Origin of the sequence: Subsaximicrobium wynnwilliamsii, from assembly GCF_007997225.1 — a bacterium.
GTDB lineage: Bacteria > Bacteroidota > Bacteroidia > Flavobacteriales > Flavobacteriaceae > Psychroserpens > Psychroserpens wynnwilliamsii.
This window is the reverse complement of the sequence record NZ_VORM01000022.1, coordinates 64,163-79,025: the sequence shown is the minus strand read 5'-3', so window position 1 is coordinate 79,025 and position 14,863 is coordinate 64,163. Positions and strand designations below refer to the sequence as shown.

The 14,863-nt window shown below is 42.9% G+C and carries 8 protein-coding genes; all 8 read left to right on the top strand.

The annotated features are described in order from the left end of the window. Positions 1-154: 154 nt before the first annotated feature. The gene (locus ESY88_RS16110; protein WP_147087612.1) at positions 155-3,181 is read left to right on the top strand and encodes a SusC/RagA family TonB-linked outer membrane protein; all 3,027 of its coding nucleotides are present in this window, start codon (positions 155-157) and stop codon (positions 3,179-3,181) included. 11 nt (positions 3,182-3,192) lie between these two features. Then, positions 3,193-4,731 (top strand): RagB/SusD family nutrient uptake outer membrane protein, encoded by a 1,539-nt coding sequence (locus tag ESY88_RS16105; protein ID WP_147087611.1) that lies wholly within the window; start codon positions 3,193-3,195, stop codon positions 4,729-4,731. 23 nt (positions 4,732-4,754) lie between these two features. After that, a complete protein-coding gene (locus ESY88_RS16100) occupies positions 4,755-6,461 on the top strand; it encodes a LamG domain-containing protein (RefSeq protein WP_147087610.1) in 1,707 nt (568 codons plus the stop codon). A gap of 121 nt (positions 6,462-6,582) precedes the next feature. Next, positions 6,583-7,980: a glucoamylase family protein gene (locus ESY88_RS16095; RefSeq protein WP_147087609.1), complete on the top strand. Its 1,398-nt coding sequence runs from the start codon at positions 6,583-6,585 to the stop codon at positions 7,978-7,980. Positions 7,981-7,993: 13 nt separating this feature from the next. Then, positions 7,994-9,361 (top strand): glucoamylase family protein, encoded by a 1,368-nt coding sequence (locus tag ESY88_RS16090; RefSeq protein WP_147087608.1) that lies wholly within the window; start codon positions 7,994-7,996, stop codon positions 9,359-9,361. A gap of 144 nt (positions 9,362-9,505) precedes the next feature. After that, positions 9,506-10,309, top strand: a complete 804-nt coding sequence (locus ESY88_RS16085) for a carboxylesterase family protein (RefSeq protein ID WP_223270860.1) — start codon at positions 9,506-9,508, stop codon at positions 10,307-10,309. Positions 10,310-10,312: 3 nt separating this feature from the next. Next, positions 10,313-12,598, top strand: coding sequence for a beta-glucosidase BglX (gene bglX / locus ESY88_RS16080; protein WP_147087607.1), 2,286 nt, complete (start codon positions 10,313-10,315; stop codon positions 12,596-12,598). Between the two features lie 7 nt (positions 12,599-12,605). After that, positions 12,606-14,825: a beta-glucosidase BglX gene (gene bglX / locus ESY88_RS16075; protein WP_147087606.1), complete on the top strand. Its 2,220-nt coding sequence runs from the start codon at positions 12,606-12,608 to the stop codon at positions 14,823-14,825. The last annotated feature ends 38 nt before the right edge of the window (positions 14,826-14,863 follow it).

Below are 14,863 nucleotides of genomic sequence, written 5' to 3'. Positions count from 1 at the left end.
CTCGTTCCTCTTTAAAATGTGTACGACAGCTCTTTTCGTCTGTGAAATGAACTCCAAAATCAAATATATTCATAATCAACTGTTTTAATATCAAGTGAATATACGATAATTATTTCATTTTAGGGCTGTTTGCGGATATACAAATAAAATCTCTATGAAAACAAAAATCGTTTTATTTCTAATGCTTCTTTTTGGCGGCTTTGTAATGTTCGCCCAAGATATGGCGATCACGGGTACGGTTACTACTGCCCAAGACGATATGCCTCTACCAGGAGTCAATGTTTTGGTTAAAGGTACATCTAGAGGTGCATATACCGATTTTGATGGGAAATATACTATTACAGCAAGCCCAGGGGACGTTCTTCAATTCAGTGCTATCGGCTTAAAAAGCCAATCGGTAACAGTTGCTAATACTACAGTCATTAACGTTGCCTTAGAAGAGGATGCACAAGCTCTTGATGAGGTGGTGGTTATAGGCTATGGTACTCAAAAGAAAATTGACTTGGTTGGCGCCATTACCACAGTAGAATCTGAGGACATTGAAAAAACACCTAACAGTAATGTGATGCAATCCTTACAAGGTAAGGTGGCTGGACTTCAAATCGTAAGCAATGGTGCGCCCGGTGCGTCGCCAACGGTTAGATTGAGAGGGGTCAACTCCTTTGCAGGTGGGGACAATCCTTTATATGTTGTGGACGGCCAGTGGTATGACAATATCGACTTTCTGGATAGCAGCCAAATTGAAACCATTTCTGTATTGAAAGATGTGTCTTCCATAGCCATCTTTGGTCAAAGAGGTGTAAACGGGGTTATTATAGTCGAAACCAAAAGTGGCAAGCTTGAACAGAAAGCCTCCATTACCTATAGTGGATATACTGGTGTTCAAAATGCTCAAAATGTGGTCAAAATGGCCAATGCTGAACAATTCGTAACCATGGCGTATGAGTCGGAAAGTGCGGCAGACATCGAGTTTGTTGAAAATTCCATCGCACGTTTTGGCAGAAGCAGAGTGAATCCAAATTTGCCAGACGTGAATACCGATTGGTACAAAGAGATTTTAAGACCAGCTAGCATCACAAACCATAGTATTGGTGTAAATGGAGGCAGCGCCTCTACAACTTATGGCGTCAACGCCAGCTTTTTCTCCCAGGAAGGGGTGCTGGATATGAAAAACGAATATGAACGTTTCAACATCCAATCTAATATAGATGTGAATGTTACCAATCGTTTAAAAGTTGGCACGAATTCCATTTTCAGCAATGCCACCCAATACAATCCAGAAAACGCAGCATTTTTCTCGGCCTATTTCGCAGTGCCTACCTTACCTGTATTTGATTTTGTGAATCCGGAAGCCACTTCCACGCCATATTCCGACGCTCAATTTTTAGATTATAGAGGGTCTCAGAACCCGTTTCCAGTGATGGACTATAATGAGAACCAATTGAAGATCAGGAAAATATTAACCAGTATTTATGCTGAATATCAAATCGTGCCAGATAAATTGACTTTCAAGACCTCGTATTACCATGATTATTCGACTATTTCTGAACGAAATGTGAGATTGCCTTACTACATCTCGGGCAACTCCAATAGAGAGCAGGTGGAAACGTCCATTAGACGTGCTGAATCCATTTACTCGTTTCAACAATGGGATAACACCTTGACCTTTACAGATTCTTATGGAGATCATGACCTTACAGTTTTAGCAGGTTCTACTTTTCAAGATAGTCAGCGAAATTTTTTCAACGCTACTGGATCTGATGTGCAAGGGATAGCCTTGGAGAGTTCATGGTATCTCAACTTTGCAGATCCTACCTCCTTCAATGATAATGTCAAAGAAATTGGAGACCGGTTTTATACCTTGGCCTACTTCGGTCGTTTGGAATATAAATTCAAAGACCGTTATTTATTGAATGCGACTATAAGAACTGAAGGTGATGCTAAATTTCCTAGTGAAATCTGGAAAACAACCGCTCAGTTTGGATTGGGCTGGGTCATTTCCGAAGAAGGCTTTATGGAAGATAATGGCATCTTTGATTTCTTGAAACTACGCGGTAGCTGGGGTCAATTGGCCAATGGTGCTCTAGGTGGCAGTGCGGGATCACGAACCATCGATCAAGTGACTTTGTCTATACGAGACTTATTGACCAATGGCATTATTAGTTCAAATAATTTTACCGATCTCAAGAGAGAGGTGCTCGAAGAAACCAACATAGGGATTAGCTCAAGATTGTTTAACAATCGCTTGTCTTTAGAGGCCGATTACTACATTAGGGATACCAAGGATTTGGTGATTCCTGTGCAGCAACCCATTGTAGGCAACGCGCTGTTAAAAAATGTGGGTGAGATGAGAAACGAAGGGCTAGAGGTCGCTTTGAATTGGAGCGAGTCTATTTCTGATAACTGGAGCTACAGCATTGGCGGTAACATAGCCACGCTTGAAAACTCGGTCACAAAAATCAACACTGTCCAAGGTTACCTGGACACGGGTTCTCCAGAGTTCCTTCAAAGATTGATCGTGGGCGAACCCGTAAACGCATTTTTTGGTTATGAAGTTGCAGGCGTCTATCAAAATGATGCACAGGTTGCTAATGATCCAATAGCGGTGGACAATAACTTGGTTCCTGGTGACTTGATATATGTAGATATTAATAATGATGGGGTAATTGATGATGCCGATAGAAAAGTGATTGGCTCTTATTTGCCTTCTTTTACCTATGGCGGTAATTTTAGTGTATCTTATAAAAACTTTGATTTGAGCGTTGCTATTGCTGGTCAAACAGGATACCAAATTCTCAATAGAAAACGAGGGGAGGTCCTCTTTACCAATGACACCAATATTGATGCAGAATATGCCATCAACAGATGGCATGGTGAGGGGACTTCAAATACCTATCCGTCCTCTGCAGGGCGACGAAGAGCCTGGAATCAAAAAATGAGTACCTTCTTCGTAGAGGATGGTGACTATTTTAGAATCCAGAACATTCAATTGGCCTACACCATTCCCGCGAGTTCTCTCATAGGAAAGAACATGCCAGAAACCAGATTTACCTTTACGGCTGAGCGCCCGTTCACTTCTTTTGATTACAACGGCTTTACTCCAGAAGTACCCAACGGGATCGACCGTCAAACCTACCCAATACCTGCGGTTTACACTGTAGGGGTTAATATTAGAATTTAAAAAATTGCACTATGAAAAACGTTAAACTTTTATTTCAACCGCTAGTACTTCTGCTGGCATCCAGCATGTTGCTTGTAACATGTAGTGATAAATTAGAAGAAAATGATGGCCAATTGGCTGCCGATGATTTGGATTATACCAATATGAATGATATGGTACTTCCTTTATACGGTGCTTATTCTGCAACCTATACCAGAGGTTGGGAAGATCCGTTGCTTTTAGGAGTGAGAGGCGATGATGTAAATGCTGGTGGTCTTGACGACCAACCTTTATTTGCTGAAACAGATCTATACAATTACGATAAGACCTTTTGGATGTTCAACCAAGTATGGAACAACTTCTACAGCGATCTTGCAGTCATTATCAATACTGCTGAAATTGTGGAGCGCTATAAAGAATTTGCGACTGGCAACAACATCGCAAGGGCAGATCAATACATAGCCGAAACCAAAGTCTTGAGCGCTTATCAACATTTAAATATGGCGCGTTTATGGGGGAACATTTTTATTATTGAATCCACTAGGTTCGATGAAGAAGTCAGTAATGGTGTGGATACCAAAGAAGAGGTCATGCAATATGTGTCTGATTTGATGGATGAAGCCATCCCGTTCTTGCCAGATGTGCGACCAAACGAACGAACCGATATTCCAGGTGGTGTTACAAAGTATACCGCTTTGGCTCTCAAAGCCATGGCAAACCAAGAGTTGGAAAATTATCAGGAGGTGGCCAACGCAACAGGCCAAATCATCAACTCCAGCAAGTTCATGTTGTTCAATGATTTTTACGAGCTCTTCAAAAAACCGGGGAAACTGAGTAATGAAAGTCTGTTTGAATTGCAATTCTCAGATTTCAACCAAGCTTCAGGAGCAACCGAAAACCATTTATACGCACCCTTTGGGCCGTCAAACTGGACGCCTGTAGTTGAAGGCGCTTCTAATGGTTGGGGTTTTTATGAGCCAAGTTTAAAGTACATCAAGTTTATGCTAGACCGTGGCGAAACGGTAAGACTTGAAACAAGTGTGCTCTTTACGCCAGATGGCATTGCTGAAATCCAATCTGACCCTGCTTATACCAATTTGCCAAATCTCGTTTCGAATACTACGCCAGATGGTGATGTGATCAACAATTATGTGAGAGCCAACTTTGCAAGTGGTAAGCATTACTTGCCTTCTAATCAGTTGACAGAGGGTAGAAATGCTTATGGATCAGGCAAAAACTTTTTGGTAATCCGTTATTCAGAAATTCTTTTGATGTATGCTGAAGCTCGAACTAGAGGTGCCTCTGGTACTGGGATGAGTGCAGATGAAGCTGTGAACATGGTAAGAAGTAGAGCAAATATGCCTGCCTTATCTGGTGTGACAACAGCACAAGTGCTTAACGAAAAATTTGCAGAACTCGCTATGGAATGGGGTATTCGTTATTTTGATATGATTCGTGTCAATGACTATTCTGAATTGAGCTATGAGGGGCGAACCTTCAGTGCAGATAAAGAGCTTCTGCCTTACCCTCAAGCACAATTGGACTTATTGCCGTTGGGATCTAATAACTAATCAGATAAAAAAATTATAAAAAAATGAAAAATTTTAAAATATATATTCTAGGACTTTGTGCCTTACTGATGTTTCAAAGCTGCTATGAAGGTATCGATGAAATTAGCGCTGTAGAATCAGGGCCAGATGCAGGTGCTCCCTTAATAACCATTATGAAACCAGCGGAGGGACTTGAAATTCAGGTCCCAGAACTCGTGACCTCTACAGCGATTGAATTTAAGGTCGTTGATGATATTGAGATTGATGATGTCACAGTGTTTTTAGACGGAAACCAAATAGGATATTTCGACACTTTTGTGGATTATAGAACGGCGAACGAAGCTTTTGTATATAACAACATCACTACTGGAGATCACGTTTTAACTGTAGTTGCCAAGGATATTTCTGGAAACTCAACAACATCCACATCAAACTTCACAAAATCGCCACCTTACACCCCGATTTTTGCGGGAGAACAGTTTTACATGCCTTTTGATGGTGACTTTACGGAATTAATATCGATAACCGCAGCAACCGAAGTGGGCAACCCAGGCTTTGCAGGTTCTGGATATGCTGGTTCAAACGCTTACGAAGCGGGCACTGGCAATCATTTGAGTTTTCCTTTGGATGATTTGACACTAGGCAATAACTTTAGTGCTGCATTTTGGTATAAGGTCAATGCAACCCCAAACCGTGCAGGGATACTTGTGATTGGAGATGATGCCGATGATCGTTTTCAAGGGTTCCGATTATTCAGGGAAGCCAGTGGCGATCAACAAAGAATCAAATTGAATGTGGGTACTGGTGCAGGTGAGAGCTGGAATGATGGCGGTCTCGTTGATCCAGCTTCTGGAGATTGGGCGCATGTGGCGTTTACCATTTCAGATACTGAGACGAAAATCTATATCAATGGTATGGAGGTCAATATGGCCGGTATGTCTGCTCCTGTAGATTGGTCAGGTTGCAATGACATAATCATTGGGGCTGGAGGACCTACCTTCAGTTATTGGGACCACTTGTCCGATTCTAGTGCCATGGATGAGTTGAGATTGTTCAATACGACGCTTTCTCAATCTGAAATCACACAAATGGTTGCTCAAGGCAGCCAGATATTCCAAATGTCTTTTAACGGAAGTTATGCCGAATCCTATAGTGACATGGAAGCAACTACCGTAGGCAACCCTGGATTTGCTGGTGAAGCTTTTGCAGGTACTAATGCTTATGCTGGAGCGGCAGATTCGTATTTAACCTTTCCTACGACTGGTTTATTGAATTCTGAATTTACAGCGTCATTTCGTTACAAACTTGATGCCGATCCAGACCGCGCTGGCATTCTCGTGATTGGACCAACAGACACCGATAATCCAGATGCTCAAAATAAACGTACTAATGGTTTCAGGTTTTTCCGTGAGAATGCGGGAGGCATGCAACGCTTTAAACTGAATGTGGGCAACGGTGAAGGAGAAAATTGGTTTGATGGCGGCACAGCTGCAGATGTGGACCCCGCAACAAACGAATGGGTGCACTTGGCATTCACGATTTCTGATTCTGAGTGTGTGGTATACATCAACGGAGACGTCGCAGCACAAGGCGCGTTTCCTGGTGTGGATTGGACAGATTGTGACATCATGTCCATCATGTCTGGAGCACCTCGCTTTACAGGATGGGGTCATCAATCAGATCTTAGCTACATGGACGAATTGAGAATTTTCGACAAGGCATTGACCCAAGAGGAAATCCAATCCCTATAACAACGTGTCTTGGCAGCAAAAAGAATCTGCTAAGTGTTTTAAAAATTTGAATAAGCCTTTTTACAGTTTAGCTGCACTTTCATTTTTTTGAGGTGCAGCTAAATTTTATAACAACAATCCTATGCTATCCACTCGTCTTAAAATTACCATGCTTTTGCTCACTGTTGTTTTTACAGCATTTAGCTGTAAAACCGATACTAAATCGAAGCTTGCCGATTCTCAAATGGAGAATAAGGGAGGCACATTTGATGACCTAACTAGTGCTGACATGGCCTTGCTCGATACGATTCAAAAACAAACCTTCAATTACTTTTGGGAAGGCGCAGAGCCCAATAGTGGCTTGGCTAGGGAGCGTTTTCATACGGATGATGTTTATCCAACGTCGCCTAAAAACACAGTGACCATAGGAGGTTCGGGCTTTGGATTTATGGCGCTTTTGGTGGGTATTGAGCGCGGATTTATAACCCGAGAGGAAGGCTTTGCACGCTTCCAAAAAATGGTCAATTTTCTTGAAAAAGCCGATCGCTTCCATGGCGCTTGGCCGCATTGGCTCAATGGCGAAACAGGAAAAGTGCTGGTTTTCAGTAAAAAGGATAACGGAGGCGATTTAGTGGAAACGTCCTTCTTGATTGCAGGCATGCTTAGCGTTGCCGAATATTTTAAGGCTGGAAATACCGAAGAACAGGCGCTATCTCAAAAAATCAACACGCTTTGGCAAGAAGTCGAGTGGGATTGGTACACCAAAGGCGAAAATGTGTTGTATTGGCATTGGTCGCCTAACTACAAATGGGAAATGAATTTCCCCGTGGGTGGTTATAACGAATGTCTCATCATGTACGTGCTCGCCGCAGCATCTCCAACACATCCCATTGATAGGAAAGTGTATACAGAAGGTTGGGCGCGTAATGACAGTATCATTTCTTCGGAAAGCATGTACGGTCATGACTTTATTCTGGATTATTATGAACATGCCGAAAATCAAATTGGACCGTTGTTTTGGTCGCATTATTCATTCACGGGATTGAATCCGAAGGGTCTCAGCGATACCTACGCCAATTATTGGGACCTGGTGCAAAACCACGCCATGATCCATTATGATTATGCGGTTGATAATCCATTGAATTATAAAGGTTACGGGAAGAATATTTGGGGAATGACCTCTAGTTATTCTATGAATGGTTATGCTGGCCATCATCCTGGAAAAGGCCACGACAAAGGCGTGATCTCTCCAACCGCTGCACTGTCCTCTTTCCCATACACACCCAAAGAAAGTATGCAGATGCTGAAAACCCTTTACAAAGATCACGATTCGCTCATCGGGAAATACGGTCCTTACGATGCTTTCAGTTTTGAACACCAATGGTTCACACCACGCTATTTGGCCATAGATCAAGGGCCAATTCCAGTCATGATAGAGAATTACCGAAGCGGATTGCTATGGGATCTGTTCATGGGAAATACCGATGTGCAACACGGTTTGGATGCGCTTGGATTTAGTGTTTCAGAAACTAATGATTGATAAAAATATAAAAATGAAAAAAATAAGCGTTTTAGCGATACTCATAGTTGGCTTATGCTCTTGTTCCGATAGCTCTAAGTCTGAACCATTTGACCCAAATGCGGGAGATGATGGTCCGGTTCAAGTGGAACCCCTAAGCGACGAGGCAATCCTGGACCTCACGCAAAAGGAAACTTTTAAATACTTCTGGGATTTTGCACAGTCTAATTCTGGTGCAGCCCGTGAACGTTATATTCCAGAGAACCCGTCCTTTGACCAAAATACAGTCGCTACAGGTGGCAGCGGTTTTGGGCTCATGGCCATTCTCGTGGGTATTGAAAGGGGTTACGTCTCTAGAACTGAGGCCATGACGCGTTTGAGCCAAATCCTGACCTTCTTTGAAAATGCCGACCGCTTTCATGGCGCCTGGCCGCATTGGATCAACGGTACCAATGGCAGCGTCATCCCATTCTCAGCCCAAGACAATGGTGGCGACTTGGTGGAAACTGCATTTTTCGTGCAGGGGCTGATTTGTGTCAAGGAGTATTTCAAAAATGGTTCGGCGGAAGAATTAGCCTTATCCAACAAGGCCGACGTCTTATGGAAAGGCGTTGAGTGGAACTGGTACACCCAAAATGAAAATGCGCTCTACTGGCATTGGAGTCCTAATAACGGCTTTGCCATAGACCTAAAGCTTACTGGTTATAACGAAGTGCTGATCACTTACATCATGGCAGCCTCCTCGCCCGATTTTGCCATAGACCAAGCCACCTATGCTGGTGGTTGGGCAACAAATGGCAACATTGTTTCCTCAAATAGCAAGTACGGAGTACCGCTTATTTTAAAACATGCAGGATCACCAAATTTTGGCGGCCCCTTATTTTTTAGTCATTATTCATTTTTGGGCTTAAATCCCAGCAACCTTTCAGACGCTTACGGCAATTATTGGGACGTGGCGAAAAACCATACCAAGATCAACAGACAATACTGTATTGAAAACCCTAATGATTTTGAGGATTACAGCGCAGATTGCTGGGGCTTGACTGCAAGTTATTCCAGAAATGCAGATGGCTCTTTAGGTTATACTGCCCACAGTCCGGTAAACGATACAGGCGTGATCTCACCAACGGCAGCCATTAGCTCAATCCCTTACACCCCAATGGAATCTTTGGATGCCATGCATTATTTCTATCAGAATAAGGCCAAATTATTAGGGCCTGCAGGTTTTTACGATGCCTTCAGCCCTGAATATGATTATTGGGTAGCGAGAGCATATTTGGCAATCGATCAAGGTCCTCAAATCATCATGATTGAAAATTATAGAAGTGGACTGCTTTGGAATTTGTTCATGCAAAACACCGATGTGCAAAACGGATTGACAACATTAGGCTTTACCTATTAAACAAACCTACCTGCTAGCGGTAACTGCAAGTCCGATTTTTTTTTCGGCAGAAACCTGGTTACCGACAGGCAGACAATTTTTTTGTAGGTTTGATCTGAAAATTTAATTCAGGTATAATAAATACAAATACAAATACAAATACAAATGAAAAAAACACCTTCCCGTCTTAGAACTAGTATACTGAGTTGTATCGGTTGCTTCCTAATGTTGCAAGGCTTGGCGCAAGATTTGAGTTTATTCTCAAAGGAACAGTTCATTCAAAACAACGACAGCCTGCTGTACCGTATGATGTTGCCCAAGGATTTTGACGCGTCCAAAACCTATCCTCTAGTGCTGTTTTTACACGGTGCAGGAGAACGCGGTAACGATAATGAAAGCCAATTGACTCATGGCGCTGCGCTGTTTGCTTCGGAAGACACTCGTGAACAATTTCCGGCAATCGTCGTATTTCCGCAGTGTCCCAAAGGTGATTATTGGGCGAATGCGGAAGTGGATCGCAGTACAAAACCCATAACGCTATTATTTCCGAAGGACTTGAAACCTACAAAATCAATGGTGTTGGCCATGAACTTGTTGGACCAAATGCTAGAAAATGAATACGTTGATAAAAATCAAATTTATGTCGGTGGCCTCTCCATGGGAGCAATGGGGACTTTTGAAATGCTATCCCATAAACCGGAAACCTTTGCAGCTGCTTTCGCCATTTGTGGTGCTGGCAATGCAGAGGCCACTGCTTCTTATGCCAAAAACACAGCGCTGTGGGTGTTTCACGGTGCCCATGACGATGTCGTGAATCCGCTGGCTTCCGTAGAAATGGTGGCAGGATTACTCAAAAATGGTGGCAAACCTAATTTTTCATTATATGCCGAGGACAATCACAACAGCTGGGATTCTGCTTTTGCCGAGCCCGATTTATTGCCTTGGTTATTTTCAAACTCTAAAGACTAAAACATGAACAGACCTATTTTAACCTTTACAATTATACTCACTTTTGGACTGGCTTCAGCCCAATCCCAAAAAACCAATAATCCGTTTCAAACCAAAGTCGATTCAATTTTGAAATTGATGACTTTAGAAGAAAAATTGGGGCAACTCAACCTGCCTTCCTCTGGCGATATTACCACGGGTGCTTCCCAAAGTTCCAATGTGGCGAAAAATATTGAAGAAGGTAAGGTTGGCGGACTCTTCAACATCAAAACCGTCGCGAAGATTAGGGAAGTCCAGCAAATTGCCATGGAAAAAAGCCGCATGAAAATCCCCTTGCTTTTCGGTATGGATGTGATTCATGGTTATGAAACCACATTTCCTATTCCGTTGGGCTTATCGGCCACCTGGGATATGGATATGATTGAGAAAACAGCGCGCATGGCAGCTCAAGAGGCTACTGCCGATGGCATCAATTGGACCTTTTCCCCAATGACCGATATTTCACGCGACCCACGTTGGGGACGGGTTTCAGAAGGTTCTGGCGAAGACGTCTATTTAGGCAGCCGCATTGCAGAAGCCATGGTCAAAGGCTATCAAGGTGATGATTTAACCTTGAACAATACCATGTTGGCTTGCGTCAAGCATTTTGCGCTCTACGGTGCGCCCGATGCGGGTCGTGATTATAACACCGTGGATATGAGTAAAATTCGCATGTACAATGAATATTTAGGCCCTTATAAGGCTGCAGTTGACGCTGGTGTCGCAAGCGTTATGGCGGCTTTCAACGAGATTGATGGGGTGCCTGCCACAGGAAATAAATGGTTATTAACCGATTTACTTCGTGAGGATTGGGGCTTCAATGGCTTTGTGGTAACCGATTATACAGGCATCGAGGAAATGATGTACCACGGGATTGGCGATTTTCAAGAGGTTTCAGCGCGTGCTTTAAAAGCCGGCTCCGATATGGATATGGTGTCTGAAGGTTTTTTAACCACCTTAAAAAAATCGTACGAAGAAGGAAAAGTGAGCATGGCCGATATTGATACCGCCGTTGGACGCATTTTAACAGCGAAATATCAAATCGGACTCTTTGATGACCCTTATAAATACTGTGATTTAGACCGTCCTGCCAAAGAGATTTTTACTCCGGAAAACCGAGCCTTTGCCAGAAAAGTAAGTTCAGAATCAATGGTGTTGCTCAAAAACGACAATAATCTGTTGCCGCTGAAGAAATCAGGAACCATCGCATTGATTGGACCCTTATCCAATGATGCCCTGAATATGGCTGGCACTTGGAGTGTGGCCACCAAACAGGAAAAATCGAGTCCGTTATTGGAAGGCTTGAAAACGGTTGCTGGTAAAAACGTCACCATTTTGCAGGCTAAAGGCAGTAATGTGGATTATGATTTAGACTACGAAAAACGAGTCACGATGCTTGGTAAGGAAATTCCGAGAGATGGTAGAACGGATAAACAGTTACTGGATGAGGCTTTGGCAATCGCCAAAAAAGCAGATGTTATTGTCGCTGCACTTGGCGAAACTGCCGAAATGAGTGGAGAGAGCAGTAGTGTGACCAACCTTCAAATTCCGCAAGTGCAAAAGGACTTGTTGAATGCTTTATTAAAAACAGGAAAGCCTGTGGTTTTAGTACTTTTTACGGGACGTCCATTGGCCATTACCGAAGAAGATGAAAACGTTCCAGCCATTTTGAATGTGTGGTTCCCTGGGAGCGAGGCTGGATTGGCAATTTCAGATGTTTTGTTCGGCGATGTGAACCCGTCTGGGAAATTAACGGCAACCTTCCCGATGAACGTGGGTCAAGTGCCCATTTTTTACAACCATAAAAACACAGGCAGACCCTTGGGCAACAAAGAAGGCAAATTCGAAAAGTTTAAATCCAATTATCTGGATGTGAGAAACGAACCCTTGTACCCATTTGGTTACGGGTTGAGTTATACCACTTTTGCTTATGGCAATTTAAAATTGACTTCAAATACGCTCAATGCCAATGGCACTATAGAAGCTTCGGTTGAAGTGACCAATTCTGGAACTTATGATGGCAAGGAAGTGGTTCAATTATACATTAGAGATGTGGTAGGTTCGGTAACCAGACCAGTGAAGGAACTCAAAGGCTTCCAAAAAGTATTGCTGAAAAAAGGAGAGACCAAAACCATCAGTTTCAGTATTTCCGAAGAAGATTTGAAATTTTACAATAATAGTCTTGAATTTAAGGCTGAGCCTGGAACCTTTCAGGTTTTTATAGGTACAGATTCCAACGCGGAATTGATGCAAGAATTTGAATTGAAATAAATAAAATATGAAACGTATAACGCTGTATTTTTGCTTCCTGTTTGTTTTATGGGCAGGTTCCGGTTTTGCCCAAAATAACGAAGCCAAGGTGGATTCCTTAATGAACTTGATGACCTTGGAAGAAAAAATAGGTCAGACCGTGATGTACGGTGGCGGTTGGTCTGTTACTGGGCCTACTACCAAAACCGACTATGTTAAATACATTAAAGCAGGGAGTGTAGGCGCGATGTTGAATGTGTACACCGCAAAAGCCACACGTGACCTACAAAAAACAGCTGTTGAAAATACGCGTTTGGGCATTCCGTTGTTGTTTGGTTATGATGTTATTCATGGGCACAGAACCATATTTCCTATCAATTTGGGACTGGCTGCCAGTTGGGACATCAATCTTATTGAACAAACTTCTCGTATTGCGGCCGAGGAAGCTTCTGCTGAAGGTCTGCATTGGACCTTCGCGCCAATGCTTGATATAGCGCGCGATCCACGTTGGGGTAGAATTTCAGAAGGTTCGGGAGAGGATGTTTATTTGGCCAGTGTCATGGCCAAGGCCTATGTAAGAGGTTTTCAAGGCGACGATTTATCAAAAAACAATACGATTCTTGCCACTGCAAAACATTTTGTGGGTTATGGCGCAGCCCAGGCCGGGCGTGATTACCATACTGTAAACATGGGCGAAGGCGAATTGCGCAATGTGTATTTGCCACCTTTTAAGGCAGCAGTTGATGCTGGGGTGGAAACCTTCATGACCGCATTTAATGAGTTGAATGGTGTGCCATCTACAGGAGACAAATTTATCTTTCGCGATATTCTGCGTGGCGAGTGGGGTTTTGAAGGTTTTGTGGTATCAGATTATACGGCCATCAATGAATTGATTCCACATGGTTTTGCAAAGGACAGTACCGATGCGGCACGTTTAGCAATGCTCGCAGGAACAGATATGGATATGATGGGCCATGTGTACCGTAAGCATTTAAAGGAATTGATAACGGATGGAAAAATTGATGTGAATCTGGTCAATGAATCTTCACGTAAGATATTATTGGCAAAATTCAAATTGGGATTGTTTGATGATCCTTATCGCTATTCAGATGAAAAGCGACAAACCGAAACCATCTACAAGCCAGAATTCTTGAAAGTTGCTCGTGAAAGTGCAGCAGCGTCTTCCGTATTGTTGAAAAATGACAACAAGTCCTTGCCATTGGATAGAACAAAAACAATTGCCTTGATTGGGCCTTTGGCCAAAGATGATTACCACATCAATGGCAATTGGGGAGGTGCAGGCGATCGCCAAGGAAAATCGATAAGTGTTTTTGAAGGTTTACAAGACTATTTGAAAGCTAATCAAATATTGTACGCGAAAGGCTGTGACATTTTGAGCGATGACGAATCAGGATTTGAAGAAGCCATAGCCGCCGCAAAAAAAGCAGATGTGGTAGTATTGGTAATGGGGGAAGACCATGGCATGAGTGGCGAGGCGGCATCACGCACCAATCTCAAAATCCCTGGACTTCAACCAAAACTCATCCAGAAAATCCGCGAAGCGGTTCCAAATAAAAAAATCGTGTTGGTTTTGATGAATGGGAGACCCTTGAATCTTTCCGATGAAGTTGATCAGGTAGATGCGATTTTAGAAGCCTGGTTTCCCGGCAGCATGGGAGGCAGTGGTATTGCCGACCTACTTTATGGCGCTTATAATCCTTCAGGAAAATTAACCGTGACCTTTCCCAGAAATGTGGGTCAAGTGCCCATTTACTACAACATGAAAAACACCGGTCGCCCCATTCCAGAATCCAATCCAACAGAAGATTACAAATCCAATTATATTGATGCGCCAAATACACCTTTATTTGTTTTCGGCCATGGTTTAAGCTACACCAGTTTTGAGTATTCCGACTTCAAGTTATCTTCAGAAAGCATTGGTTTTGAGGACACCCTTACCGCTTCCGTCACAGTTTCAAATACTGGCGATGTTGATGGGCACGAGATCGTTCAGCTCTATATTCACGATAAAGTGGGCAGCGTTACCAGGCCAGTAAAGGAGTTGAAAGGTTTTGAGAAGATTTGGCTGAAAAAAGGCGAACGTCAAACCGTGAGCTTTACCATTACGGCCGAAGATTTAAAATTTTATAACAACAGCATGCAATTCACGGTAGAACCCGGCGCATTTGAAATTGCCATTGCACCAAGCTCAGATTTTAAATTCGAGCATGGGTTTATTCTGAATTGAACCATTGGCGTGCATTAGAGAAATTAAAAGTCAAATTA